Source organism: Pontiella sulfatireligans (assembly GCF_900890705.1).
Lineage (GTDB): Bacteria > Verrucomicrobiota > Kiritimatiellia > Kiritimatiellales > Pontiellaceae > Pontiella > Pontiella sulfatireligans.
The window spans coordinates 2160166-2185889 of the sequence record NZ_CAAHFH010000002.1 but is presented as its reverse complement, the minus strand read 5'-3'; the positions used below and the strand labels follow the sequence as shown (position 1 = coordinate 2185889).

24 protein-coding genes are annotated in these 25724 nt (G+C 55.6%); 19 read left to right on the top strand and 5 right to left on the bottom strand.

What is annotated here, in order from left to right; genetic code table 11:
* Positions 1–371 precede the first annotated feature (371 nt).
* Both SCARR_RS21960 and rdgC read left to right on the top strand, forming a co-directional pair.
* A complete protein-coding gene (locus tag SCARR_RS21960) occupies positions 372–2054 on the top strand; it encodes a TonB-dependent receptor domain-containing protein (protein ID WP_136063785.1) in 1683 nt (560 codons plus the stop codon).
* Positions 2055–2166: 112 nt separating this feature from the next.
* Complete coding sequence (gene rdgC / locus SCARR_RS21955; RefSeq protein ID WP_136063784.1) at positions 2167–3267, top strand: recombination-associated protein RdgC; 1101 nt, start codon at positions 2167–2169, stop codon at positions 3265–3267.
* Here rdgC and SCARR_RS21950 read toward each other — a convergent pair whose 3' ends face one another.
* Positions 3268–4257 (bottom strand): aminotransferase class V-fold PLP-dependent enzyme, encoded by a 990-nt coding sequence (locus tag SCARR_RS21950; protein ID WP_136063783.1) that lies wholly within the window; start codon positions 4255–4257, stop codon positions 3268–3270.
* A 208-nt stretch (positions 4258–4465) separates the two neighbouring features.
* Here SCARR_RS21950 and SCARR_RS21945 point away from each other — a divergent pair, with 208 nt between their 5' ends.
* Complete coding sequence (locus SCARR_RS21945) at positions 4466–5560, top strand: U32 family peptidase (RefSeq protein ID WP_168433526.1); 1095 nt, start codon at positions 4466–4468, stop codon at positions 5558–5560.
* An 8-nt stretch (positions 5561–5568) separates the two neighbouring features.
* On the opposite strand, the gene SCARR_RS21940 is transcribed toward SCARR_RS21945, so the two are convergent.
* From SCARR_RS21940 to SCARR_RS21930, 3 genes are read right to left on the bottom strand one after another with little or no spacing between them, the layout of a single operon-like run.
* Positions 5569–7188, bottom strand: a complete 1620-nt coding sequence (locus SCARR_RS21940) for an FAD-binding oxidoreductase (RefSeq protein ID WP_136063781.1) — start codon at positions 7186–7188, stop codon at positions 5569–5571.
* A gap of 7 nt (positions 7189–7195) precedes the next feature.
* Positions 7196–8380, bottom strand: coding sequence for a sensor histidine kinase (locus tag SCARR_RS21935; protein WP_136063780.1), 1185 nt, complete (start codon positions 8378–8380; stop codon positions 7196–7198).
* Between the two features lie 16 nt (positions 8381–8396).
* Positions 8397–9698, bottom strand: a complete 1302-nt coding sequence (locus SCARR_RS21930) for an OmpP1/FadL family transporter (RefSeq protein WP_168433525.1) — start codon at positions 9696–9698, stop codon at positions 8397–8399.
* Positions 9699–9953: 255 nt separating this feature from the next.
* On the opposite strand from SCARR_RS21930, the gene SCARR_RS21925 reads away from it, so the two are divergent.
* The 9 genes from SCARR_RS21925 (at position 9954) to SCARR_RS21885 (ending at position 20355) form a co-directional block, all read left to right on the top strand.
* On the top strand, positions 9954–11192 hold the full coding sequence (locus SCARR_RS21925; RefSeq protein WP_136063778.1) for a beta-ketoacyl-[acyl-carrier-protein] synthase family protein: 1239 nt from the start codon (positions 9954–9956) through the stop codon (positions 11190–11192).
* Position 11193: 1 nt separating this feature from the next.
* Positions 11194–13716: an ATP-binding protein gene (locus SCARR_RS21920; RefSeq protein WP_136063777.1), complete on the top strand. Its 2523-nt coding sequence runs from the start codon at positions 11194–11196 to the stop codon at positions 13714–13716.
* The gene (locus SCARR_RS21915; protein WP_136063776.1) at positions 13713–15707 is read left to right on the top strand and encodes a GAF domain-containing sensor histidine kinase; all 1995 of its coding nucleotides are present in this window, start codon (positions 13713–13715) and stop codon (positions 15705–15707) included. Before SCARR_RS21920 ends, SCARR_RS21915 begins: the two co-directional genes overlap by 4 nt.
* Complete coding sequence (locus SCARR_RS21910) at positions 15704–15910, top strand: helix-turn-helix domain-containing protein (protein ID WP_136063775.1); 207 nt, start codon at positions 15704–15706, stop codon at positions 15908–15910. Before SCARR_RS21915 ends, SCARR_RS21910 begins: the two co-directional genes overlap by 4 nt.
* A 57-nt stretch (positions 15911–15967) precedes the next feature.
* Complete coding sequence (locus tag SCARR_RS21905; protein ID WP_136063774.1) at positions 15968–16468, top strand: universal stress protein; 501 nt, start codon at positions 15968–15970, stop codon at positions 16466–16468.
* 62 nt (positions 16469–16530) lie between these two features.
* On the top strand, positions 16531–17493 hold the full coding sequence (gene bioB / locus SCARR_RS21900; RefSeq protein WP_136063773.1) for a biotin synthase BioB: 963 nt from the start codon (positions 16531–16533) through the stop codon (positions 17491–17493).
* Positions 17494–17695: 202 nt separating this feature from the next.
* Entirely contained in the window at positions 17696–18421 is a 726-nt protein-coding gene (locus tag SCARR_RS21895) for a hypothetical protein (protein WP_168433524.1), read from the top strand.
* Positions 18422–18488: 67 nt separating this feature from the next.
* Positions 18489–19832 (top strand): sigma-54 interaction domain-containing protein, encoded by a 1344-nt coding sequence (locus tag SCARR_RS21890; RefSeq protein WP_136063771.1) that lies wholly within the window; start codon positions 18489–18491, stop codon positions 19830–19832.
* A 163-nt stretch (positions 19833–19995) separates the two neighbouring features.
* Positions 19996–20355, top strand: a complete 360-nt coding sequence (locus tag SCARR_RS21885; RefSeq protein ID WP_136063770.1) for a NifB/NifX family molybdenum-iron cluster-binding protein — start codon at positions 19996–19998, stop codon at positions 20353–20355.
* 17 nt (positions 20356–20372) lie between these two features.
* Here the strand turns inward: SCARR_RS21885 and SCARR_RS21880 are convergent, their stop codons facing one another.
* Entirely contained in the window at positions 20373–20564 is a 192-nt protein-coding gene (locus tag SCARR_RS21880) for a hypothetical protein (RefSeq protein WP_136063769.1), read from the bottom strand.
* A gap of 41 nt (positions 20565–20605) precedes the next feature.
* On the opposite strand from SCARR_RS21880, the gene SCARR_RS21875 reads away from it, so the two are divergent.
* The 7 genes from SCARR_RS21875 to SCARR_RS21845 all read left to right on the top strand — a co-directional run bounded on the left by SCARR_RS21875 (position 20606) and on the right by SCARR_RS21845 (position 25712).
* The gene (locus SCARR_RS21875; protein WP_136063768.1) at positions 20606–20971 is read left to right on the top strand and encodes a NifB/NifX family molybdenum-iron cluster-binding protein; all 366 of its coding nucleotides are present in this window, start codon (positions 20606–20608) and stop codon (positions 20969–20971) included.
* A 1-nt stretch (position 20972) separates the two neighbouring features.
* Positions 20973–21839, top strand: a complete 867-nt coding sequence (locus tag SCARR_RS21870) for a damage-control phosphatase ARMT1 family protein (protein ID WP_136063767.1) — start codon at positions 20973–20975, stop codon at positions 21837–21839.
* The gene (locus SCARR_RS21865) at positions 21836–22717 is read left to right on the top strand and encodes an ATP-binding protein (protein WP_136063766.1); all 882 of its coding nucleotides are present in this window, start codon (positions 21836–21838) and stop codon (positions 22715–22717) included. The genes SCARR_RS21870 and SCARR_RS21865 overlap by 4 nt, the downstream gene beginning before the upstream one ends.
* A 73-nt stretch (positions 22718–22790) precedes the next feature.
* Complete coding sequence (locus SCARR_RS21860) at positions 22791–23648, top strand: ATP-binding protein (RefSeq protein ID WP_136063765.1); 858 nt, start codon at positions 22791–22793, stop codon at positions 23646–23648.
* On the top strand, positions 23630–24037 hold the full coding sequence (locus tag SCARR_RS21855) for an iron-sulfur cluster assembly scaffold protein (protein ID WP_136063764.1): 408 nt from the start codon (positions 23630–23632) through the stop codon (positions 24035–24037). Before SCARR_RS21860 ends, SCARR_RS21855 begins: the two co-directional genes overlap by 19 nt.
* Entirely contained in the window at positions 24034–24885 is an 852-nt protein-coding gene (locus SCARR_RS21850; RefSeq protein WP_168433523.1) for an MBL fold metallo-hydrolase, read from the top strand. Before SCARR_RS21855 ends, SCARR_RS21850 begins: the two co-directional genes overlap by 4 nt.
* Complete coding sequence (locus SCARR_RS21845; RefSeq protein ID WP_136063762.1) at positions 24882–25712, top strand: Mrp/NBP35 family ATP-binding protein; 831 nt, start codon at positions 24882–24884, stop codon at positions 25710–25712. The genes SCARR_RS21850 and SCARR_RS21845 overlap by 4 nt, the downstream gene beginning before the upstream one ends.
* The last annotated feature ends 12 nt before the right edge of the window (positions 25713–25724 follow it).

Below are 25724 nucleotides of genomic sequence, written 5' to 3'. Positions count from 1 at the left end.
ATTCGTACACATAGCTACAAAAGGAACGTTAACACTAACTAATATCATCCAAAAAAATGCCTAGCCAAAAGGTTAGTCCGCCTCTGCCTTAATCGCTTGCACGCCAGCCTCTACCCGCTTTGCACTCCGAACGAATCATACGTATGCCTTTGCTGCTGAAACTGTTGCCCGTTAAGAAGCAGAAAATAAAGCACCTACGACCCAGAGGATCGGGGAATTGCACCCACCTTCGATTAAAAAGAATGAACAAAATCATACGTCCGCAAATTTGGAAGCATTCTCCCTCCATATATTGTTGTTCGTTGCTGAGCATTGCTCGCCGAGCAGAATTTGTTTGTTCGCTGAAATCACCCTGCTAAGCTGTTCCGGTCATGATCAAACCTGTCCATATACTGCTTTTGGCTGCATGCGCTACAGCTTCGGCTCAGGTTGAGTTTGCCGACACGCGGACGATTGATCATCAGCTGCGGGAGGAGCCGGCGGTGCTGGTGAATGCGCAGGGGCTGGCGCAGCACGACCTTTCAATCCGCGGGAGCGGCTATACCGGCGCGGGCATTTCAATCAACGGACTGAATCTGAAAGTGCCCTATTCCGCTCATTTCAACGCGGAACTGCCGCTGCTGGGAACTTTGCTTTCTGCATCGCAGGTGCGCACTGGGCTCGATAATGTTTCCGGGCACTTTATCGGCACCGCCGCCTATGCCACCGTTCCGCAAACGGCCGGCGTACAGGCCGGCTCCAGCGCGGGAACCGAAAATCATTATACGGCGACCCTCTCCGGCCAAGCAGGCGGCACAGGCGGATTTTTTGATTGGGAAAAGGCCAACCGGATCGACCACGACGCGAATGACCTCGACCGCTACGCGGGCGGCGCCCATGTACAGGTGGAGCAGAACGACTGGCTGATCGATCTGATGGGCAGCCACCAATGGAAGGAGTTCGGCGCGCAGGGATACTACGGCCTGCCATCGTCCGTTTATGCCGAAGACCGCTTTGAAGACACCTTGTTTTTCGGCAGCGCCGTGCACGGGGAGCTGGACGATGCTTATTTCCGGGCCAGCACAGCGTGGCGGCAGTTCGACGATAAATACCGGATCCGATCAGAGAATTTCGAGAGCGATATCCGTTCGCGCTACGGTGCTCTGGTGCTGGAAGGGCGCACGATGGAGGTTCAAAACATTGCGCTGAATCTGCGCGCTGACTTTGAGAGCGAAGAAATCGATAAGGATCTCGGCAGCCACAGCCGCACGCGCGGCTCGGTGCTGGTGATGCCCGAAGCGCGCTTCGAACACTTTAACTTTACGGCGGGGCTGAATACGGTTTTGCAGAGTTCGGAATCGGCCGAATGGCTGCCGCAGGCGGGCGTGGAATGGCTCGCGACCGACAACAGCACGCTCTACGCAACCTATTCCGAAAACGTCCAGCAGCCGGACTATCAAATGCTGCACTATACCGACCCGTACCACATCGGAAATTCGAACCTGGATCAACAGAAGACCCGCAATACTGAATTGGGCATCCGGCAGTTTGTCTCGGCCCATCTCGACTGGCGGGCGGCCGCGTTTTACCGTAGCGTGGACAACGCCGCCGACTGGACAAAAGAAAACAAAGCCGATGTCGAATGGACGGCCACCGATCTGGGCAATCTGGATGTGGCGGGGGCGGAAGCGGAAATCAACTATTATCCGTCTGACGAGCTGGAGCTGCGCGCATTCTACCAGTGGGTTCACAAAGACAACTATGATTTCTACGCCGGACTCTACGAACTCGACTATCCCGAACACCTGCTGGCCTTTTCCGGCAACTGGAAGTTTTCTCCTGATTTCGAGCTGTTCGCGGTGCAATCCCTGCGTTGGCAGACCGACAACGCCGAGCGCTCCAGCAGCGGTTTTGGCGCCGACGCCTCCGTTGGCTTGCATTGGTTCCCGCGCTTTGCGCATAATGCGCGCCTTTCGTTTCTGGCAGACAATTTGTGGGGCACAAACTTCCAGGCCATCCCCGGCCTGAAGCGACGTGGCCCCTCTGTCTCCGCCGGACTCGCCGTGGCTTGGTAGTTTTTAAACACGAAGGCACCAAGAACACAAAGCGCAGTGAATTAGAACTCGGAGAATCTTCGTGAGCTTCGAGTCTTTGTTTTTGAAAATTTAGACTAATGAGGTTTTAAAAATGGGTTTTGAAAAAGGATCGTTGAGTTTCCGCATGTTTTTCGCACAGCGGGATTTTGAAGAATCAGATATTGAAAAGTTCGCCGAAGCGGCCTTTCCGCCACTAAACAGCCTGGCCGAGGAAGAGATTCACGGCTGGGTGGCCGGCCGCCATATTCTCGACCGCACCATTAATGAAGAAACCGCCTATCTGGGCGGCTACCTGCGCCTCACCCTGACGCAGGCGAAGAAAGCCGTCCCCGCCTCGCTGCTGGCGGCCGAATGCGCCGTCGAGGAAATGGCCGTGATGGAAGCCGAGGACAAGCAATACCTCAACCAGCAGGCCCGCTCTGAAATCAAAAAAAGCATCAAGGAGCGCCTGCTGCCCGACATGCCTCCGCAACTCAAGGGCATGGACTTTGTCTTCGACGAGCGCTCGCACATGATCTACTGCACCGCCACCTCCGAAAAACAGCTCGACGCCTTTGTGCTTTCGCTGATGCAGACCACTGGTGTGATTGCACAGGTGGCCGACCCCGACAACTTGGCCAGCAAAGCCAATGGAGTCGATGTGCAAAACTGGGGGCCCGCCAGCTTTTCCGACGAGCTCGAAGACGGCATGGTCGACGGCACCGCCGGACGCGAATTCTTGATGTGGCTGTGGTACTGCTCCGAAAAGCGCGGAGGGCTGGCCAATATTCCAGACGTTGGCGAAATCGCCTACATGGTTGAAGGGCCGCTGACTTTCGTAATGGAAGGCAAAGGCGCGCACATAATTACGCTCACGAAAGGCGAACCAATGCTCAGCCCCGAGGCCAAGACCGCGCTGGTCAGTGGGAAAAAGCTGAAAAAGGCCAAGGTTCAGTTTGTGCGCGGCGAGGAGGCTTGGTCCTTCACGTTCGACGCCGACGACTTTGTTTTCCGCAGCCTCAAGCTGCCGCAAACCGAAACCTTCGACCGCGTCGGCAAGTTCCAGGAACGCATGGTGCTGCTCGAAACCTTCCGCCAAAGCTTCTTCCACCTCTACGGCGAATTCGTCAAAGAGCGCGACGATTCCAAGCAATGGAAAGAAACCAAGGCCAACATGCGCAAGTGGGTCGCCGAACGGCCGACCTCGGCGTAGTTAGCGCGCTAATTCCTTTTTTAGCAGGCGGACGAATTTTTCGGCGGGCCTGTGGTGCTCGGGCCCCATCATGCTGGCCTGAATCCAATTGCGTTCGAGCAGGTAGTTGTTGCGGTAGCTGATGTGTACGCCGTGGTCCTTGAGCGTGTCGCCAATGGCTTCCGAAGAATGGAGGGCCGGCAGCGCAATGGTTACGACCGCGGGCATGGCGCAGGAGTCGGGAGCGAGAATAGGCGCGTCGATTTCGGCCAGTTTGCGGCGGATGGACTTTGACCAGTCGCGCACGTCTTCAAAGCGCTCATTCCAATCGTGCGCCTGCAAGGCGGTCTGCAATCCATGCACCAAGCTAGGCTGCACCGTAAAGGGAATGCCCTGCGCCGCTTGATAGCGGCCGAGGTCAAGGCAGCAGGGAAGGTCGTCGGGCGCCGGCTCAAAATCGTGGTTATGGAACACCATGGCGAGTCCGGACGCGGCACCGAGACCTTTGCCGCTGGTACCGGAGGCCAGATAGACGCCGGCGAGATCGACGGGCACGGTGCCGATGGAGCTGATGCAGTCCATGCATAACTTAACGCCGCGGCCGTCGCAAACCGCCTTGTACATTTCCAGATCGTTCAAAACGCCGGTGGAGGTTTCGCAGTGCGTGCCCCAAATCCATGCGATGTCGGGATGCGCCTTGAGCTCCTGCTCGAGGTCCGCCGGCTGAAATGCCTGCCCTTCCGGGATTTCCAGGATATGGAAAAAGAGTTTGGCGCCGTTGGCGTTTTCGATGAGGCGGCGGCCGAATTCACCGCTGACGAGCACGAGGCCGGGCTGGCACAACAAAGCGAGCTGACCGGCAATGGCATCCGAGGCCAGCGTACCGGAGCCCATCAATATTTCAACTTGTTCGGCATTCACCAATTTGCACAACTGTCTGCGCACGGCTTGGAAATCCGTCATGAAGCTGTCGCTGCGGTGCGAAAAAGGCAGTGCCATTACATCTCCCATTGTTCCCCCCTATCTTCCGATGGAATGCGATATGATAGCATGATGAAAATATTATTCAACCATGCAACACCCAAGAACTTCCAGCGATTGGAACCGCCAGCGAGGCGGCGACCGCCCAAAGATTTATCTCTATTCCATTTGTAGCAAAGCGGTGTTTGGCATTATATATTACGCCGTTTGTTTTAATGCTGAACAATGGAGCAATGCCATGAAGTATTTTTGTATGCCGGCGGACTTTAAAACCGAAACGCTCGACGCCTATGCGGAACTCAACCGCACGCACACGGATGCGATGATTTTTGAGACGTACGGAAACATTACGGTGAAGAACCGCTTCGGGTCAGGGCGGAATACCAGCGACCTGCAGAAGATCGACATGGAAGCGCTGAAGATTTATGTGGCGCACTCCGTAAAACACGGCATTGATTTCAACTACACGATCAACACGCCCTATATGGGCAACATGGAGTTCACCAAGGAAGGCGTCGCCGAAATCCGGGCGTTTCTGACCGAACTTTACGAAGCGGGAATACGCAGCCTCACACTGGCGTTGCCGGGCCTGATGGAGATCGCGAACGAAATGGAGCCGGGATTTGCCATCCGCGCATCGGTGATCAGCAACACCAACACCGCAAACAAGGCGATGGAGCTGAAGCGGCTGGGCGCAGAGCGCGTGGTAGTGGACGAATCCATCGCGCGCGACTTCAAGGCGCTTAAAAGCATTGTGAGCGCATTCGGCGGAAAAGTGGAGATCATCGCCAACTCGGTCTGCCAACAGGACTGCACCTACCGCATCTTCCACTATAACCAAATTGCGGGCGATTCAATCGATCCGACCGACGGCGTGAGCTGCTCCTTCTACCGCCACCGCTGCGCACTGCGTACGCACAAGGATCCGAGCACGTTGCTGAAAGCAGCCTGGATCCGGCCGGAAGACCTCAAGCATTATGTTGATATCGGCATTGAATATTTCAAGCTACAAGGACGGCAGGCCGTTGCAACAGGCGATCCCGTGCGGGCGGTCCGGAGCTACATGGAAGAGTCGTATGACGGCGATTTTGTGGAGCTGCTCTTCATGTTTTCATCCACCAAGCAACTGCAGCTCAAACTGGACAACCGAAGGCTGGACGGCTTCATCACCCCGTTTGTGGAAAACGACTCCTTCTGCCCAAAAAACTGCGCTGCGCATTCTTATTGCAGCCGTTTCGCGGAGAAGGTGCTTGAGGGAACCGGGGCGGAACAGGTGCTAGCGAACGGATGCGAATTTCTCTCCCAGAACGATCCGTTCAAAACGATCCAGTAGGCTTCGCTCTAAATCAGATTGTAGCGCCCTGGAGCAATAATGTTGTTCGGGTCGAGGATTTTATTTAGATCACGGACGGTCCGCCAGAAAGGGTCCGACTCGCTGATATGCCGTTGCATGGAATCAATGCTGTAGCGAAGTAGTGGAAGCCCGTTCTTAATGTAGTATTCCTCCAACTCGACCATACAGGCCCGTGCGGACGCCGTTCGCTGTTCATCGCAGCGGTTGAACCCAATGCTCACAACGGCTTCAGACGCCTTGGCATCGATCAAGTTAACCGTAATGGCGACGTCAAAACCCCGCTCAGAGCAGATGGCGCGAGTATCGAGCACGGCGGAGTTGACGACATCCCCGTCGTTCGGAAGCGTGGGGATGCAGAAGAGGATGCCACTGTCGGAATGATCAGGATCGGGGCAATCAAGATGGTCGAAGTCGCCGGCGGCCCAATACACCGACTTGAGCGCTTTGTCAGTGGCCTCACCGCGGGTGAATCCGTAGACCGGTTCAACCGCCTTCAGCAGCATGAGCTGCTTGCGGACGGCGGGAATGAACGAAAGCATTCCGGCAACGGCCTTAGCTCGGGCCACGAGTGCATCATTGAGGAAGAGGGCCCTGGCAAAACCACCGACGGCTTTGCGGATTTCCTTCTTCGCCAGCTTGAGCTGCCCGTGTGTACCCAGTACGCCGACCGCCGCGCTCCATGGGCCAAAACCGTCTTTTTCAAGAATGGAAACCGCTTTATTCCGCGTGGCCTCGCCCGCCGATTCACCGGCCTGAACAAGCTGTTCGTATACCAGTGGCGCGAGAGTGACGTAGGTGCGCTCGCGATTGCCAACGTGCGCGATCGTCAGAAAAACACCGCGAGAACGCAGCTGGGCGAGCACATCGATTAATTGCGGGAGCTTGTCCTCCGAATCAATCTTTATAATGACGGCCATATGCTCTTCGGACATCGGCATAAGATCGATGCAAGCGGAGGTAACGATGCCGTAATTGCCCTGCGGAAAGAGGCCGGAAAGATCGGGCCCCGCACCGTGGTGGTAAAGGTTCTGGGTCTTCGCCCCCTCGAAATGGCCGAAGCCGGTCTTCAACACTTCGCCGTTGCCGAGAACAATGGTTAAGTTAGCGATGCTCTCAGCACGCGAGCTGAAATAACCCACACCCCGGTCCATCGCATTGCCGATCAGGCTGGTGTCGGATGTCGATCCGGTCACATTGAGCATCAGCGGCAGATTGTGCACCTTAATATGATCGAGCAGCTGGCGCTGGGTGACGCCCGGCTCAACAATGGCATAGTGGTATTTCGCGTTGACCTCGATGATCCGGTTCATCCGGCCAAGATCTACAACGGCCGCGCCGTCCTGCACCGGCAGACGCGATCCCATCCCCCACTGCTTGCCGGTGCTGATGGGATAAAGCGGCGTCTTGAACTGGTTGGCGGTGGCGACAATCTTCTGCACCTCTTCGAGCGTCCGGGGCCGGAGCACAGCCGTCAGCCGGCGCTGCGAGGCGCAGGTGCTTTGAGCATAGCTCTCCAGCTCATGCAGAGCGGAACCAACCGAATCGGCGCCAAGATCCTGTTTCCAGGATTTGATAGCATCAGATATAGAGGAAGCGTTGCCGGACATGGCGGGGTCAGGCAGGAATCAGGGATTCTGGACTGGAAAAATAGCCCAGCGCCGTTTGGGCCTGCGGGAGTCGGACGGTAACCATTGTGCCCTCGCTGATCCGGCTCTCAAACTGCAACGAGCCACGGTGCTCTTCAATCACTTTCTTGGTGATGAACAGCCCTAATCCGGCACCTTTTTCAATGGTTGCCGTGTTGTCGAACGGCTCGAAAATCCACCGCAGACGCTTGGTGTCAACCCCGCATCCATTGTCCTTCACCTTGATTTCGAGGTCGCCGCCGTCCATAGAAAGCAAGACGGTGATCTGAGGGTTAGGCTGATGCTCAACCGCTTCGACCGCGTTGTCGATGAGGTTTTGCAACGCCCGCTTGATCTGCAACCGTTCGCCGAGCATTTCATACTGCTCTTCAATGCCTTCGAGCTGAACGGAAAACGATATGTCGGTGTGGGTTGCTGCATCCCGAAAACAGTCGTTCGAGAGTTTGGGGATATTGAGCCGCTGCAACTGGGAAAAGTCGAAACGGCCAAGGGCGCGCCAAGATTCAACCAGTTCAGCGCACCGTCCAACGTTGCTTTCAATCTGGTCGAGGTATTCATTCATTTCATCCGAAGTGGATTCCTGCTTTTCCTTCAACTCATAGTTGAGCAAATCCAAATAGCCACGAATAATGGTGAGCGGGTTGCGCAAATCGCGAACCAATTCGGACGAAGCCGCCCCGAGCGAAGTCAACTTGTTGGTTTTGCCGACTTCGCGCCCCAGCGACTGCGTCATCTTCTGCAGCTCCTCCTGGGCTTGGTGCTTGCGGTGCTTGAGTTGGGAGCGCTCGACGTACTTCTTCACGACCGCCTGAATATCGTCGGTATCGAAGGGCTTTTGCAGATAGTCGTTCGCGCCGAAGCGGATGGCGGCCTGCGCCGTTTCAAGGTCACCGTAGCCGGTGAGCATGACGATCGAAACGCTAGGGTCGATGTCGCGGATTTCCTGCAGGCCTTCGATGCCGCTTTTCTCCGGCATGCGGATATCCATGATCACAAGATCCGGCTGCTCGCTGCGCAAAAGCTCAATGCCCGCATCGACGCGGTCAGCGAGAAAAATTTCGTAATCATACTTCAGCACCATCCGCAAGCTTTCACGCGGACCGCGCTCGTCATCGATAACTAGAACCTTCCCTTGCAGCTGCTCGGCTTCCACTCTGTTTCTCCAATAATTAAAACGTATAGGAATATGTCAGACCTACCAGATTAGAATCAATGTCATAATCACCGTTAAATGAATCGACCTGATTGTTGTCAACATTCAGATCGTCGTAGAAACTGAAGGAATAAGCCACATCGAGCGTATGCCCGCCCGCAGTCCAGCCCAGTCCCACGCTAAGTACGTGGCGGTCGGCATCCGGAAGGCTTGGAGCAACGGTTTTCTCCGGGATAGGCGTTTCAATATAGGCATAGCCCGTACGGAAGGTGAAGTGCTCGGAAAACTGCCAATCACTTCCGATAGAAAAGGTTATTGTATCGTCCCACTTCTGGGGAACCTTCATCGACCCGTTCGACCCGAGATCGGCTTCCAGCGTTTTGTTGACCGACCAGCCCAGCCATTCCAGGTTGGCTTCAACGTTAATTGCGTCGGTCACCTGAATGCCGTATCCGAGGCCGAGCGTGGTCGGATATTTGATGTCCATGTCGAAATCGCTACGCTTCGAACTAAAGGCGGGCTCCCCGGTTGCGGGGTTGGGGGGACCGACGGTGTTGATCTTAAAATCGCCCTCATACTTGACCTTGACCTCGCTGCGGTAGGAAAACGCCATACGCTGGCGGTCGGTCATGTTCCACGTAACCGCGGCGTTGCCGCCGTATCCGAATCCGTCACCGTCAGCCTTGACGTTGCCGCTTTCAAAAATCGGAGCAATCTCGCCCCAAGGATAGTACTGCTTAAATTCAAGCTTGGAGTAGTAAATGTCCGCTCCCACGCCGATGGCAACGCGTTCGTGCACCTTAAAGGCGATGGTCGGGTTAAAGTTGATTAAGCCAACTTCGGCGCTGTAGATGGCCGGGGGTTCAGGCTCGCCAAAGGCTCCTGAAAAAGCCGGCATATTCACTAAATCTTTCTTATTGTAATCGATGCCTTGCCCGTACGGCGTACCAATTCCCATCCCCAAAACCACGCCCGTGTCGCCGGCAGGCATGGAAAAGAACACGTTCGGCAGCAGCTGCCAGTCGGCATCCGACTTCGCCGTCTTGGTTCCAGAAGAATCCGACTTAAACTTGTTCTTGACGCGGGCCAGCGTGGCATCGACCACAATAGAGGATTCTTCCTGCATCGCCAGATTGGCCGGATTGTAGAAAACCGCCGATGCATCGTCTACAAAGATCATGTTTGCACCAGACCGGCCAATCCCTTCGGCCGTAGGCGGAGGATTGCGGTATCCATCCGCATACGCACTCTCAGCCCAAATCCCCAGCATAGCAAAAACCGCCACCCCACTTCCAAACTGCTTAACTAGATGCTTCATAGTATTATTCCCTTTCTGCATTAAAATCGAATTGCCTACTACTAGCACCATCCGTGCCAAATGTCACTTGGTTTATCACTGCAGTTTATCACTACAGGTTGTGTATTAATTCTTGATATATACAATATGTTGATATTTAATGCGTACAAAATTGTACAGGCATACATGGGACGCTTTATCACCATTTAATGTTTTGGCCTTGATGGCCGGGATTAAAGCCGATGCCCAAGCCTGCGGTACGGGGGAATAGAAAGAGTGATCGGAAGAAATCGAGTCGTCATAACAGGGCTGGGCGTGCTGGCGGCAAACGGCATCGGCAAAGACGCCTTCTGGCGCACCCTTCTCGCCGGCGAATCCGGCATCGGGCCGATCACCCAGTTCGAGACAACAGATTTTAAGTCACGGATAGCGGGTGAAGTTTCCAATTTTGTGCCCGAGAACTTTATGAATGGGCGCGTTAAGGCGCGACGGCTCAGCCGAAACGTACAACTTGGAGCCAAAGCGGCCCTCCTTGCAGTAGAGGATTCGGGGCTGAATCCTGAAGATCTTCGTCGCGCAGAACCTCTTCCCATTATTATAGGAATAAGCTTGGGTGGCTTTGATCACATCGAAAACCAAATCCTGCGCGTTTCCAAACTAGGCCCTAATAAGCTGGTTCCTCATGCGGTCGAAGGCTGCATTCACTTAGCGGCAGCCAGCCTCATTGGAGCTATTTTAAATGTAGAAACAGAACTTTGCACTATTTCCAACAGTTGCGTGGGAGGACTGGATTCCATCGCTAGGGGCGCTCAAATAATTAGAGAGGGCAAAGCTGACATCTGCATTTGCGGAGCCACTGAAGCTCCTATTGTTCCATCAGCCATGGCCGGATTTTGTGCTGCTGGCATGGTTAGCACAAATAATGATAACCCGAAACTGGCCAGCAGACCGTTCGATATTAGTCGCGACGGCGGAGTGCTCGCAGAGGGAAGCGGCATTGTTGTGCTAGAATCATTAGACCATGCAATGAGTCGAAACAAGGCCCCATATGCAGAAGTGCTAGGCTACGGGACATCTCGCGATCTAAACGTGGGAATCTCTGGAAACGGCTTAAAAATGAGCATGAGAAAAGCTCTGGCAAACTCCAGCTTAATGCCCCGCGAGATTGATGCCATCTTTGCACATGGGCCAAGCGACCAGATACTTGACGTCTCAGAATCTATTCTGATCACGGATTGTTTTGGCGATCATGCCTATCGCATTCCGGTCACATCCATAAAAGGGGTAACGGGCAATCCGTTGGCCGCCGGAGGGGCACACCAGACAATTGCGTGCTCCCTGTCAATGAAAGCAAATTGCATTCCCCCGACTGCAAACCATAAATTTCCAGATCCAGACTGCTTGCTCGACTATGTACCGGACTCGCCTCGGCACCTATGCGTTGACAAAGTCCTGATTAACTCCCATGGCAGCGGAGCAATGAATAGCTCCTTGATAATTGGGAGTGCCAGCTAACATGGGTGCTGCTGAAATAGCTATTCTTGGAACACTATTTGTCGATAGCATACTCGGGCTCATTGTCTATTTCACAAATAGGAAACGCGTAGTAAACCAGCAGTTCCTGCTCTTCACTGCGGGGGTTGCCCTTTGGCAGCTTTCAGGATGGTATGCTTTGCAAGCCCCTTCCTCCGAACATGCCGCAACCGCAATTCGTTTTGCATCCGTCTTTGCCGCCCTTATACCAACATCTTGTCATCTTTTAAGATTATCCATTAAATACCAAAACATGTCTTTCCTTGCCGTAATGCAAAAGGGGAGTGGTTTTTTATTAATCAACCTCATCACGACTATTTTCTGTTTCACAAGTTTTTTCCTGAAATCAGCAACAATGAAAGTAGCCGATGTTGCATTTAATGGTGCACATGTGGAGCCTGAATATGGCAATGGCCTTGCCTTGTATGCCATCTATTTTCTTTTCTCAGGCATAGGATTGATTGTTGCGTTTAAGCGAGACCTCCAGCAGCTCCGAGGTTCGCAAAAATCTGAATTGGCATTCGTGGTTCTTGGCGCAACTGTGGCCCTCTCGGTTGGAACTACACTCAGCCTGTCCATCCCATTGATTGCCGGCACGTCACAGTTCGTTCCATTCTCCAACGCATTGAGCATAATCACGCTGGTTTCAACGATCGGCTATGGCATAGCAACACAGCGGATACTTGGTATTCTCACGATTATCAGGCGAATTTTTGCCTACACCCTACTCTGCCTATATCTTGTTGTTTTATATTTATGCGTGTGGTTTGCGCTTTTCTTCATTTCTGAACGGCTTTCAATTTCATCTTTGCTCCCTGCCCACGTCGTTGCCACATTGGTCGTGGCATTTTCCATGGCTCCTGTTCACGGACGGTTGCAAAAAGTTGCCGACAAGCTTATACCCTCCAAACTAATAGATATTCCTGGAACCATAAAAATGGCTGGCGACATATTCCAGTCCGTGACGACTCTAGACGCCCTTTGCAGCCAATTTTCTGTCTTGCTAATCAAAGCACTTGGGGCAGAGCATGTAAGAATGCTATCCGCAACGGGAAAAAACTTCCGTCTCTCTTACGAGCTTGGATCACACTATGAAACAATGGAATTGATGCAGGAAACGCCCTTGATCAAACTTATAAAAACGTCAAAAGAACCCGTTTCTCGCGATAGTTTGATCCGGGTCAGAGAAACACCACAGTCGGTGGCCTCTCTTCAGATTATGCTAGAATATGACATCAGCGTTGCAACAGGTGTTTTCTCCAAGGGCGATCTGAGTGGCATAGTGCTTTTGGGGGCAAAAAATGACGGTCGGATCTACGATAAAACCGAACAGGACGCCCTGCAGATTTTGTGCAACCAGCTTGCGGTTGCGCTTGAAAACGCGCGTCTTTACACCGAAATGCAGGACAGCAAGATCCGCAACGAGATTATGCTCGACCAGCTGGTGAGCGGCGTAATCGTTGCAAGTCCGGAGCGAAAAATCGCCTTGTTCAACCACGAAGCGCAACGCATCACCGACATCGACGAACATGGCGCCATCGGCGAGAGCATCGACGTTCTTCCGAGGCCGATCATCCACGCCTTGGACGCTACGCTGGAAAAGCAGGTCGGCGTCCGCAATGTAGATGCCACTTTATTTACGCAGGACAGCGAGGAGGAGAGTGCCAGCATACGGATGGGGTCGGCGTTCCTGTTCGGACATGACAGCAAGCCGGTGGGCGCCCTGCTGGTGTTCACCGACATGACCGAGCTTAAGAGCCTGGAAGAGCAGGTCCGCCGCTCCGACCAGCTTTCGAGCGTCGGCACCTTGGCCGCCGGCATGGCGCACGAAATAAAAAACCCGTTGGTCACGATTAAAACCTTCACCCAGCTGCTTCCCAAGCGCTATGCGGACGAAGACTTCAGGGAAGATTTTGCATCGTTGGTCGCGCATGAGGTTGAGCGTATCGACAGCATCGTAAACGAACTGCTCAGCTTTTCAAAACCGGCCAAGCCACACCTCATTCCCATGAATCTGCATGAAACTGTTGAACAAACACTGAAGTTGATGTCCGAGCAGCTGTCGCAAAAAAACATTGCGCTAAAAAACACCTGCCGCGCCGGAAAGGCTGCCATTCTTGGCGATGCCAGACTGCTCTCCCAGGCATTGGTCAACCTCGTTCTGAACGCCATTGAAGCCATCGATGACGGCGGGCACATCACCGTCGGAAGCATCAACTGCATGCACCTTTTTGCCACAGGGGCCAAACCGGGGAACCCCATCGCTAAAAACTGCATCCGCCTGCAGGTCAGCGACACCGGAGCAGGAATTGCGCAAGAAAGCCTGCAAAAAATATTCGATCCCTTCTTTACCAGCAAGAGCGACGGAACCGGCATGGGGCTGTCGGTCTCCCATGGCATCATTCGGGAGCACCACGGTGTAATCGAAGTAGAGAGCGAGCCGGAAAAAGGCTCCACTTTCTACATCTACATTCCCCTGCTTGAAGAAGGAGGAGCAATCGCATGAAGACCATGCCGTCCTGCATTCTTTACAGTCGCGACGAAGAGCTCATCGGGCGGCTCATCCGCATCTCCTCCTCCGTGGCCGCCCTGCAGCCCATCGACGAACAGGCCGACTTGGAACAGTGGATTTCCCAGTTTGGCGATACCGTCTTGCTGGCCGACCTCCGCGCCCCCAACTGTCTTGAGCTGCTAGCCTCCATCCGAACCGAACGGCCCATGACCGTCATCATTGCCATAGGTGCCGAACGGTCCGACCCCATGCTCACCGCCGAATGGCTCGATCCATATGCCACAACCAACTTCGAGCCAGAACGGCGCGAATTTCTAGCACTGCTTTCAAAAGCCGTGGAATGCCTGAAGCTGCGGCAGAAAAACCGCCTGCTCGAAGAAGAGCTAGCCACGCTGAACGCCCGCAAGGCGGCCCCGGCCCCGGCCCCGCGAACCTTGTTCTCCGCCCCACTGCAAAACTTTTCAAGCGCCCAACGCAACTTCGACAACATCGAGAAACTCTTCGACAGCGTCGTCGAGGGGCTCGTCGCCACTGCCCGAGTTTCCCGCGCCGGCATTTTCATCAAGCCCGACGCCGAGGAAGCATACCTCTTCCAAGCAGGAACCCGCTGCCTTGCAGCCACCGAAAAGCTTTCCATCAGCTCCGGCGATCCATTTATCCGGTGGGTGGAAATGAACACCCACTTGATTTCCAGAAAAACACTCGAAAACGTATCCGACCCCCAAGAGCGGGGCATGCTCAAACACATGCTCGACTCGCTCGGCGCAGAAATCATTATTCCGCTCTATGCCAACGGCCGCATTAAGGGCTGGATCTTTGTCGGCCAGCGCTCCACCGGAATTCCTTTCGACATCGCCGACCTTGAGGATCTCACCGGACTCGCCGACCATATTTCCACCACCCTCGAAAAAGCACTTCAATACGAAAAAACCGCCCTGCAGAAAGCGCTGGCGGAGACCCTGCTCCACTCCATCCCGTTCGGCATCATTGCCTGCGATGAGAGCGCCATTGTACGCTGGTTCAACAACGCCGCCCGCGAGACCCTCCAAACCGAAGAAAAATCTGTGATCGGCAGTCAAATCGAAGTGCTCGGAAGCCGCATTGCCGACATGCTCCGCCGTGCCATCGGGAAACAGGAAGGCTACGACACCCGCGAATGGACCGACCCGGCCACGAAGCTGACCCTCTCGGCCGAAACCCGTTGCCTCATGTCGGACGGGGAATGCGTTGGTGCCATGATGATGCTTCGGGATGTAACTGGAGCGGCCCTGCTCCAGGAAAAAGAAGAGCAACTCGAACGCGCCGCCTTCTGGAACGAACTCGCCGCCAGCATGAGCCACGAAATCCGAAACCCGCTCGTCGCCATCAAAACCTTCTCCCAATTGTTGCCCACGCGTTACGAAGATCCCGACTTCCGATCCGAATTCAGCGAGCAGGTTACCACCGAGGTCGATCAGCTCAACCACATCATCGACAAGATCAACGAGTTCGCCAACCCGCCGGCTCCTGTCTTCCAACCCCTGGATATCCGCAAGCCCATCGAACATGCCGTCACCCGGATCCAAGACTCGTTCGGTCACGAAAACCTCAAGATCCATCTCTCCTCCGATGAATCCGCACTGCAAATCAACGGCGATGCGGCTTCGCTCGAAGAATGCGTCTACCACCTGCTCCGCAATTCGGTTGAAAACCTGAACAACCGGGCAGGCTCACGCGTCAACGTCACCGTCAAGAGCCGCGATCCGCAAAACGGCAACGCAAACCTCTACATCATCGTGGCAGACAACGGCGGAGGCATCGATGCTTCGGTGCGCGACAAGGTGTTCTCCCCCTTCATCACCACCAAGGCGCGCGGTTTCGGCCTCGGCCTGCCCATCGCCAAGCGTGCAGTCATCGACCACAACGGGAAAATGGAGATCGAAACCAGTGACGGCGGCACTAGTATTTCCCTGACGCTTCCGGCGCTGAAGAAGGCCTCGGAATGAGGCAGCTCATCGTCATAGAGCCGGAAACGCCGCACTGCCTCGAAAATGCCGTCGCCGAGTTCGAGCGGACGCTGATTGTCCATGCGCTGGAAAAATGCGAAGGCATTCAAACGCGCGCCGCGAAACGGCTCGGCACCACCCGGCGCATCCTGCGCTACCGCATGGACAAGCTCGGAATCGAAGCGATGCGCAAGCAATCCTAACCTTGCCAAACGCATGATTCTGCATATGATGTTCCTCAGTAAACGGAGGCTCATAATATGAAACCGATACTCGCTGCCGTAGATTTTTCAACCACCACCGCCGCCGTCGTTGAACAAGCGGCCGCACTCGCCAAAGCGCTCGGGTCCAAGCTCTGGATTATCCACGCCAGTTCCGATGAAACCCGCGCCATACTCTACGACAGCGTACAATTCGACTCCTACTCGCCTGAATTCTCCAGCATGCCCGGCGACGCGCAGCTCGCTCGCGACCTCAGCGCAAAAGAAATCAAGCGCGAACACGCCCAGCTGCTCGGCATCGCTTCCTGCCTTCGTGAAAAGGGCGTCAAAGCGCAAGCCATGCTCATCAAAGGCGACCCGGCTAAACTCATCATCGAAAAAGCCGAAGAATTAGAGGCCGACATGATCATCATCGGCTCCCACGGGCACGGCCTGCTGCATAAAGCTTTGCTAGGCAGTGTTTCCGAAAGCATTATTCGCCATGCCCGATGCAATGTGATGGTGGTTCCCTCAGCGGTGGTTCCCTCAGCTGAAAAATAGGCTTCCCAAACGCAGGAACTCACGTACCCTGTTGCAATCCCAACCACCGGAGACAGGGAACCATGCTCGAAACCATCATAAAAAATGCGCTCGCCGGCAACGGCTGCACGCCCGAAGAAGCCCGCTCGCTCATCAACTGCAGCGAAATCGAACTCTTCACCGCGGCAACGCAGGTGCGCGAAGCCCACTTCGGCAGACAAATCCAACTTTGCTCCATCATTAACGCCAAAAGCGGCCAATGCGACATGGATTGCCGCTTCTGCTCCCAAAGCGGGCACAACTCCACCGAAATCGAAGCCTACCCCTTCATGAAAAAAGGGGAGCTCAAGCGGCGCATTGAAGAAACCATTTCCGGCAACGACCGCCACTGCGGCGTCGTCACCAGCGGCGGCAAGCTTTCCGGCGACGAGCTCAACGTGCTGGCTGACACCGTCCGCAGCGTTTCCAACGGAAAACCCGGCCCCGTCTGCGCCTCGCTCGGCCGCCTCACAGAAGACGAGCTTGCCAACCTCAAAGACGCCGGCCTCACCCGCTTCCACCACAACCTCGAAACCTCCGAAAACTATTATCCCGAAGTCTGCTCCACTCAGCAATGGTCACAGCGCCTCGACACCGTCAAGGCCGCCATGGCCACCGGCCTCGCCGTCTGTTGCGGAGGCCTCTTCGGCCTCGGCGAAAGCTGGGACGACCGCATCGAGCTCGCGCTCACCCTGCGCGGCCTCGGCGTCAACAGCGTGCCGATCAACTTTCTCTATGCCCACGCAGGCACCCCGATGAAGGATACGCCTCCACTTGCCGCCGAAGAAGCCCTGCGCATCATCGCGGTCTACCGCTTCCTGCTGCCCGGCACCACCCTGCGCATCTGCGGCGGACGCACCCACGTGCTGGGCGAACGCCAGGCCGACCTCTTCTCTGCCGGCGCCAACGGCCTCATGACCGGCAACTATCTCACCATCGCCGGCTCCCAATACGAAACCGACCTCGAAATGATCCGCACCCTCGGCCTCGAAATCGCTCAGGTCTGAACCAACAACGAATCCTTAGAACCAACCTTGCTGCTTACATTGCCCGATCTCTTTCTGGCTCCGTATGCCTTGATTCAAAACTTGACCGCAACCCTGAGATATAGATACTCATTATAAATATAGAGAGCCCTTCAATATGAGACGATATTCACCATCTTTCCTAGTTTTTCCGATTTGTGGTCTGTTGCTTGCGACCGCTCCAATGGTTTCGGCCAATGCCTTTCTGATCGATGATTTCAGCGATCCTGCCAACCAAACTACGACGAGCCAAGGGAATCAAACTGCGTGGGAGGATACCACTTCCTCCGTCATCGGCGGCATTCGCGACGGAAGTGTAGGCTGCGAGTCATCAAGTTCCGGCGGCACCACCACCGCCAAGTTCGCCAATGGAAAACTCGAGGTTTACACCAACAAAAAAGCCAGCCCCAGTATCTATTTAGCTTATGACGGAACCGCCGGATGGGGAAGCAATCTGGACACCGATCCCTTCGGCAACGGCACGATCAGTCCGGTCCTCGACTTTACCGACGGCGGCGGCAACGACCGCTTCAGCATCACGTTTGCCAGTGCAGGCGGAATGGATCCTTCCACTAATTTTTTCAACGATGTCCTTCTATCGGTCAAAATCGAGGGCGAAAAGAATCTGTACCAAGCCAATATGGATGATGCCGCCAACGCCTGGATGGATGAAAACTACAACGCGCTGGCTGCTGGTCGCGCCGCGGCATTCGAAATCGATTTTTCGGCTTTGGGTGCATCGATCGATATGACGAAGGTGGAAGCGTTCTCGCTACACATCTGCTCCGAAAACAAGAACATGGACTATTCAATCGACAAGATTGAAGCGGTGCCGGAACCGGCCGTGCTCACTCTGGTTGCACTATTCGGCATCGGCCTGTTGTCGGCTAAACGTCTGTTCAACCGCTAAGCCCATCGCAGGCTCTTCTCCATAAATCATTAGACAACATCCCGAAACCGAGTAGTCTCCTGCTCTTATGGGAACCGATTCCATAGCAACAACCGAGGCAATCCTCGAAAGCATATCCGACGGCGTGTTCACGGTCGGCACCGACTGGTGTATCACCTCCTTCAACCGCGCCGCCGAAAAGATCACGGGCGTCCCACGCGACGAAGCCATCGGCCGCCGCTGCTCCGAGGTCTTCCGCTCCAGCATGTGCGAAGGCGCCTGCGCACTCGGCAAAACGCTCTCCACCGGCAAGCCGATCATTGCCCACGCCTGTTATATCATCAACGCCGACGGCGAGCGCGTCCCTGCCAGCGTCTCCACCGCCGTGCTGCACGACGAAGATGGAAAGGTCATCGGCGGCGCCGAAACCTTCCGCGATCTCAGCGAACTCGAAACACTCCGCAAAGAAATCTCCGGCCGCTACTCGCTCGGCGATATGGTCAGCCACAGCCACGCCATGCAGCCCGTCTTCGAGCTCGCCTCGTCCGTGGCCGCCAGCGACATCACCCTGCTGATTCAAGGCGAAACCGGAACCGGAAAAGAACTGCTCGCCCGCGCCATACACGGCATGAGCACGCGCGCGGTCAAGCCCTTCATCGCCATCAACTGCGCCGCCCTGCCCGACACCCTGCTCGAATCCGAACTTTTCGGCTATAAAAAGGGTGCCTTCACCGGGGCCATCCAAGACAAGCCCGGCCGGTTTGCACAGGCGGCCGACGGAACGGTTTTCCTCGATGAAATCGGCGAGATCAGCCCTGCACTTCAGGTCCGCCTGCTGCGCGTCCTGCAGGAACACACCTACGAACCGCTCGGCAGCAATACCACCGTACACACCAAAGCCCGGATTATTGCAGCCACCCACCGCGACCTGCCAGCGCGCGTGAAAGAGGGCTCCTTCCGGGAAGACCTCTTCTATCGCATAAACGTGATCAACATCGAGCTCCCCCCGCTTCGCCAGCGCAAAGACGACCTGTCGCTGCTGATTGAACATTTTATCCGGCGTTTCAACCGCATCCACAGCAAGGCGATTGCCGGCATATCCAACGGGGCCCGCTCCCTGCTGATGGCGCACGACTGGCCCGGCAACGTCCGCGAGCTCGAAAACATTATTGAACGCGCCTTTGTGCTCTGCACCGACCCGCAGATTGAGATCAAACATCTTCCCGCCGAACTCCGCGGCCGCTCCATTCAGTCCGAAGGTTCAACCGACATGGAAACTGCACGGCGCTCCGCCGAATCGCAGACCATTCTGGCCGCCCTCGAAAAAAACGGGTTTAACCGCCTCGCCACTGCTCGCGACCTCAACATTCATAAAACCACGCTCTATCGCAAAATGAAGGCCCTCGGCCTTCACCCGTCCAAAGATCAATAGGTGCAGTTTCGCTACCTTTCGGCCGCCTGGTGGTTGCATTTATGCATCTATTCGTTTTGTCGAAACCTAACCGCCTCTTTTCTTAATCGTTTAACGGGTACAGGTTGAAAAGCCCCTCCTTCCCTGCTCATACGTTGGCACACCTAGTGCATTAAAGCAGGCAATGAAAGTTGCTGTTACAGAGTGGCAAGGACGGGTTGCCCCGTTGTTCGACGTTGCCGGAACCGTGGTTCTGATGGATGCGGATGGCGGAATGAACACATCGAACTTAGGCGGCCCTGCCGACAGTCCGCAAAGCCGTATTGCCTTTCTTGAAGACCATCAGGTCGATGTCCTCATCTGCGGTGCCATTTCCCGGCCGTTAATACAGCAGGCGGAAGCGCACGGGATACAGGTGCAGGCCTTCGTGTCCGGCGAAATCCACGATGTGCTGGAAGCATTCAAATCCAACCAGCTCGACCAGCCTGGCTTTTCCATGCCGGGGTGCCGCCGATGCCAGCGGCGTCAGGGCCGTTGCCATTAACATTTAAAGGAGGCATATCATGCCGCAACAAAACGGAACGGAACCAACCCGGGCCGAACCAATGACAGGACGCGGCACGGGAATCCGCGCGTGGATTCTTCCGCAGCCACTCGCAGCATGCTGTTGCAGCGGCCGACACCATCGTGTTGCAAGGAAAGATCGATGCCCTGCAAACGCAGCTCACGTCGCTCCAAAAGCAACTCGTCCATTTAAGCGAAATCCAGAACAACTAACAAATTAGGATCAACCCATGAAAATAGCAATTACCACCGCGGGAACCAACCTCGAATCAAAAGTCGACAGCCGGTTCGGCCGTGCGCCCCAATTCCTGATCTACCACACCGAAACCGGCGTATTCTACATGAAGGAAAATTCGCAGAACCTTAATGCGGCGCAGGGCGCCGGCATTCAGTCGGCCATCCACATCAAGGAAGAAATGGTCGACTGCGTCATCACCGGAAACTGCGGCCCCAAGGCCTACGCCACCCTCGATGCCGCCGGCATCAAGGTCTACACCTGCATCGCCGACGCCTCCGTCAGCGAAGCCATTGAAATGTTGAAGCAAGGCCAACTGACCAAATCAGAAGAAGCCAACGTGGAAGGGCACTGGGCCTAGCATGCAGATATATAATCAATGCATTCCCTGTTTTATTCAGCAGGCCTACGACGCGTTGCAGCAGGTGGACAGCGATGAAGCGCTGACGCACCGAACGCTGCAACGCGTTCTGCAGGAGGCGGCCCGGTTTCCCACCACGCGCACGCCGCCCGAAATGGCACAGATCACGCACCGGATCATCCGAGAGGAAACCGGTCGCGCGGATCCTTACGAAAAAATAAAACGTCGTTCAACCGAATTCGCCCTTCGCATAATGGATGAAGCCCGGGCCATCATTAACGGATCGATCGATCCGTTTAAAATGGCGCTCCGCTTTTCGATTGCCGGAAACATCCTCGATTTTGCCCTAACCACCAAATGGACTCAGCTGGACCTCGCCAACTTTATCGAAAACACCCGCGTCCAACCGCTCAACGATGCGGCCGTGGAGCAGCTCCGCAAAGCGGTGCGGCGGGCCGGATCGATTCTGTTTCTGGGCGACAACGCCGGCGAAACCGTCTTCGACCGCCTGCTGATTGAGCAATTCCCCAATACGGATGTTTTTTACGCCGTAAAGGGCTCGCCGGTCATCAACGACGCCACGCTGGCCGACGCCCGCGCCGCCGGGCTGCATGAAGTAGCCGAACTGACAGAAAACGGCAGCGATGCTCCGGGCACCATTTTGGAGGACTGCAACGCCCCCTTCCGCTGGCTCTTCAACGAAGCGGGACTCGTGATCGCTAAAGGGCAGGCCAACTACGAAAGCCTCAGCCAAGCCAAGCGCCCGCTCTTTTTCCTGACACAGGTTAAATGTCCAGTGATTGGAAGAGACCTCGGTGAGCCGGTCGGCGGCTGGGTCGTGCGCGAACATAAAGGAACTGAACAATGAAAATAGCTATAGCATCCGGAAAAGGAGGCACCGGCAAAACGACGATCTCTTGCGCGCTGGCCTTTGCAGCAACCGGGCCCGTCCGTCTGCTCGACTGCGACGTCGAGGAGCCGAACAGCCACTTTTTCATTCAGCCCAAAATCGAGCAAACAGAAACAGTATTCAGCCTCGTGCCGCAGGTCGATCCAGAAAAATGCACCGGTTGCGGCGAGTGCAGCCGCGTCTGCCAGTTTAGCGCGATCGCTTCGCTCGGCAAAAAAACATTGGTGTTCCCGGAGCTTTGCCACAGTTGCGGGGCTTGCGCTCGAATCTGCCCAACCGGCGCCATCGAAGAAACGCAGAAGGAAATCGGCCTGCTCGAAATTGGCCGGCACGGCGAGGTTGAATTTGTGTCGGGCTTGATGAACGTCGGCCACGCAATGTCGCCCCCCGTTATCCGAGCGGTGAAAAAGCATGCACTTGAAGAGGGCCTGACCCTCATCGACTGTCCGCCGGGGACTTCGTGCCCATTTGTTACAGCGGTCAAAGGATGCGACATCGCCCTACTCGTTACCGAGCCCACGCCCTTCGGCCTGCACGACCTCAAACTGGCAGTCGAAACACTCCGCGAGCTGGGTCTTCCCTTCGCCGTGGCGGTCAACCGCGCGAACGGCGAGAACAACCGCATCAGCGAATACTGCAGCGAAGAAAATATTCCGCTGGTGCTGCAGATTCCCGAAGACCGGCGCGTCGCCGAAGCCTATTCTCGAGGCCAGACCCTCACAACGGTTCTGCCCGAACTGCGCGAAACCCTCGCCGCTCTTCCAGAAAAATTAAGAGCGCTCACAAATCATTCAACAGAAACTCGCAAAGAACGCGAAAAGCTGGCGGCATTATGATTCATTTTAACCAGCAGTCCTTTGCGGGCTTTGCGTCCTTCTGTTCAAAACCATGTGGTACTGGAGCATCAGTATGAAAGAACTCGTAATCATTAGCGGCAAGGGAGGGACGGGGAAAACCAGCATCACGGCGTCGTTTGCGGCGCTGGCGGAATATGCAGTTTTGGCCGACTGCGACGTCGACGCCGCCGACCTGCATTTGGTTTTAAGCCCGACCATTCAACAGCGCGAAACCTTCACCAGCGGCCATGCCGCCGAAATCCGGTCGGCCGACTGTACACAGTGCGGCCTGTGCGAAACGCTCTGCCGGTTCGATGCCATCAGCGATTTCAAAGTGGATCCACTCGCCTGCGAAGGCTGCGGGGCTTGCGTTGAGTTTTGCCCGGTCAACGCCATCGACTTTCCCGAACAGGACTGCGGCGAATGGTTTGCCTCCACCACGCGTTGCGGGGAAATGGTGCATGCACACATGAATCCCGGCGCAGAAAACTCCGGCAAGCTCGTCAGCCTCGTGCGGCAGGAGGCTCGCAAGATCGCCGAAAAGCAAAACAGCAAATATCTGCTGGTTGACGGCCCGCCCGGCATCGGCTGCCCGGTTATCGCCTCCATTACAGGCGCCGATGCCGTGCTGGTGGTTTCTGAACCAACGCTCTCCGGCGAGCACGACCTCAAGCGCGTGCTGCAGCTCACCGACCACTTTAAAATCCCGGCGATGATCTGCATCAATAAATGGGACGTCAATCCCATCATGACCGAGCGCATCGAAACGCTGGCGAGAGAATTCGGCGCAATCCCCGTCGGGCGCATTCCGTACGACTCAGCTGTTACGACTGCCCAGATCAACGCCCGCGCGCTGGTCGAGGATTCCAACGGCCGCGCCGCCAAATCCGTACGCAAAACCTGGGAAGCCGTATGTTCAACGATGCAATGAAGGCCATCGAATCGCGTGCAAAGCGGTTCGGCCCCATGCGGGATGCCAACGCCTACGCGAAGGTGCGTGGCGCATGCAATGACACCGCCGAAATCTGGTTGCGCATCGATGGCGGCAAAATCCGCAAGGGCTCGTTCATGACCGACGGTTGCGGCTATTCCAAACACTGCTGCAACAAAGCGATTGAGTTGGCCGAAGGCATGCGCCCCGAGGAGGCGGAGGCCATGACCCAGGCCCAGGTGCTCGAAGCCTCCGGCCCCATTCCGGAAGACCATCAGCACTGCGCCCTGCTCGCCGCCGATACCATCAAGCTGGCCATCGCACACTTCTACAACCCTCCGGAAAAACAAACCCTAAGCCAATGGCTGAAAAGAATCCTGAAAAAATGAGCGCGCACCTTCCTTCCCTAAGAATCGTGGTCGATAACCAAGCCGCCGTTGGCTTGGTTGCGGAACACGGCCTCTCAATCTGGGTCGAAACCCAGAATTGCCGCATTTTGTTCGACACCGGCCAGGGCAACGCATTGCGCCCCAACACCGAATGCACGAAAAACGATCCGGCCAAAGCGGATCTGCTGGTGCTGAGCCACGGGCACTACGACCACACCGGCGCAATCGATTATGTGTTGCAGCAAAATCCCGAGATTTCAGTTTTCGCCCATCCAGTCATCCTGAGCCAGCGCTACAGCATTTATTCCGACAAAGATCCCAAGATCATTTCGATGCCGGAAGAACAGCAGCTGTTGATCGAAAACCTGCTCGACTCCCATCTTAATTGGATCCGGAAGCCCACGCAGATTGCTCCCGGAATCCATCTGACCGGGCCGATCCCACGCATCCACCCCCTGGAGGATACCGGAGGCCCGTTCTTCGTTGACCCTGAAGGCAAAGAGCCCGACCCAATCACGGATGACATGGCGATGTGGATCGAAACCCCGCGCGGCTTGCTGATCATTTGCGGCTGTTGCCATTCGGGACTGATCAACACCGTTAACTATATCCGTCAAGCCAGCAAAGAAGAGCGTATCGTTGGCATCATGGGTGGATTGCATCTAAAAAACGCCTCCGCCGCCCGGCTCGTCGCCACCACGGACGCACTGCGTGATTTCAATCCAGAATTCATCGTGCCGTGCCACTGCACCGGTGATGCCGCCATCGACTATTTCAAACAAAACCTAACCACCAAAATCACCTCCGGATTTGCCGGATTCGAACTTAATACAGGAGATATGCAATGAGCGAATGTGCAGCCCACCCCCCCGCCAGCCCGGAAGAGGACCAGAAAAAAATCAATGCGCGCATGGCGCAGATCAAACAAAAAATCTGCGTGCTCTCCGGCAAAGGCGGCGTCGGGAAAAGCACCGTTGCCGTAAACCTCGCGACCGCGCTGGCAGATGCCGGCAAAAAAGTCGGCCTGCTGGATGTCGATATCCACGGACCGAGCATCCCGACCATGCTTGGCCTCGGACGCATGTCGCTGGTTTCCAATGCGGACTCGGTCGACCCGATTCAGGTGGGCAACCTGAAGGTGATGTCGGTCGGATTCCTGAACCAGAACGAAGACGATGCGTTTATCTGGCGCGGCCCGATGAAAATGGGCGTGATCAAACAATTTCTCGGCGACGTAGAATGGGGCGAACTCGACTATCTCATTGTCGATTGCCCGCCCGGCACCGGCGACGAACCATTGTCGATCTGCCAACTGATTGAAAATCCCGACGGCGCAGTGATCGTTACTACCCCGCAGCAGGTGGCGGCGGTTGATGTACGCAAATCGCTGACCTTTTGCCAAAAGCTGGAACTTCCGATCCTCGGAATTGTGGAAAACATGAGTGGCTTTGCCTGCCCGAAGTGCGGCGAAGTGGTGGACATCTTCCAGTCCGGCGGCGGCGAGAAAATCGCTTCCGACTTCAGTGTTCCATTCCTTGGGAAACTGCCGATCGATCCTGCCATTGGGAAAGCATGCGACGCCGGCCGGCCCTTCATCCAAAGCTACGCCGCCAGCGAAACCGCGCACATGATGCGCGAAATCATCAAACCCCTTCTCGCAAGATCCATAGGCTAAGGAAACCCGATT

Bases quoted from the DNA above. Each gene is read 5' to 3' on its own strand.
- SCARR_RS21865 (WP_136063766.1), top strand. From the start codon at position 21,836: ATGAAAATAGCTATAGCATCCGGAAAAGGAGGCACCGGCAAAACGACG.
- SCARR_RS21870 (WP_136063767.1), top strand. From the start codon at position 20,973: ATGCAGATATATAATCAATGCATTCCCTGTTTTATTCAGCAGGCCTAC.
- SCARR_RS21920 (WP_136063777.1), top strand. From the start codon at position 11,194: ATGGGTGCTGCTGAAATAGCTATTCTTGGAACACTATTTGTCGATAGC.
- SCARR_RS21950 (WP_136063783.1), bottom strand. From the start codon at position 4,257: ATGGGAGATGTAATGGCACTGCCTTTTTCGCACCGCAGCGACAGCTTC.
- SCARR_RS21850 (WP_168433523.1), top strand. From the start codon at position 24,034: ATGAGCGCGCACCTTCCTTCCCTAAGAATCGTGGTCGATAACCAAGCC.
- SCARR_RS21895 (WP_168433524.1), top strand. From the start codon at position 17,696: ATGGTTTCGGCCAATGCCTTTCTGATCGATGATTTCAGCGATCCTGCC.
- SCARR_RS21860 (WP_136063765.1), top strand. From the start codon at position 22,791: ATGAAAGAACTCGTAATCATTAGCGGCAAGGGAGGGACGGGGAAAACC.
- SCARR_RS21855 (WP_136063764.1), top strand. From the start codon at position 23,630: ATGTTCAACGATGCAATGAAGGCCATCGAATCGCGTGCAAAGCGGTTC.
- SCARR_RS21885 (WP_136063770.1), top strand. From the start codon at position 19,996: ATGAAAGTTGCTGTTACAGAGTGGCAAGGACGGGTTGCCCCGTTGTTC.
- SCARR_RS21915 (WP_136063776.1), top strand. From the start codon at position 13,713: ATGAAGACCATGCCGTCCTGCATTCTTTACAGTCGCGACGAAGAGCTC.
- SCARR_RS21930 (WP_168433525.1), bottom strand. From the start codon at position 9,698: ATGAAGCATCTAGTTAAGCAGTTTGGAAGTGGGGTGGCGGTTTTTGCT.
- SCARR_RS21910 (WP_136063775.1), top strand. From the start codon at position 15,704: ATGAGGCAGCTCATCGTCATAGAGCCGGAAACGCCGCACTGCCTCGAA.
- SCARR_RS21945 (WP_168433526.1), top strand. From the start codon at position 4,466: ATGAAGTATTTTTGTATGCCGGCGGACTTTAAAACCGAAACGCTCGAC.
- SCARR_RS21905 (WP_136063774.1), top strand. From the start codon at position 15,968: ATGAAACCGATACTCGCTGCCGTAGATTTTTCAACCACCACCGCCGCC.
- SCARR_RS21875 (WP_136063768.1), top strand. From the start codon at position 20,606: ATGAAAATAGCAATTACCACCGCGGGAACCAACCTCGAATCAAAAGTC.
- SCARR_RS21940 (WP_136063781.1), bottom strand. From the start codon at position 7,188: ATGTCCGGCAACGCTTCCTCTATATCTGATGCTATCAAATCCTGGAAA.
- SCARR_RS21845 (WP_136063762.1), top strand. From the start codon at position 24,882: ATGAGCGAATGTGCAGCCCACCCCCCCGCCAGCCCGGAAGAGGACCAG.
- SCARR_RS21960 (WP_136063785.1), top strand. From the start codon at position 372: ATGATCAAACCTGTCCATATACTGCTTTTGGCTGCATGCGCTACAGCT.
- rdgC (WP_136063784.1), top strand. From the start codon at position 2,167: ATGGGTTTTGAAAAAGGATCGTTGAGTTTCCGCATGTTTTTCGCACAG.
- SCARR_RS21890 (WP_136063771.1), top strand. From the start codon at position 18,489: ATGGGAACCGATTCCATAGCAACAACCGAGGCAATCCTCGAAAGCATA.
- bioB (WP_136063773.1), top strand. From the start codon at position 16,531: ATGCTCGAAACCATCATAAAAAATGCGCTCGCCGGCAACGGCTGCACG.
- SCARR_RS21880 (WP_136063769.1), bottom strand. From the start codon at position 20,564: ATGGACGAGTTGCTTTTGGAGCGACGTGAGCTGCGTTTGCAGGGCATC.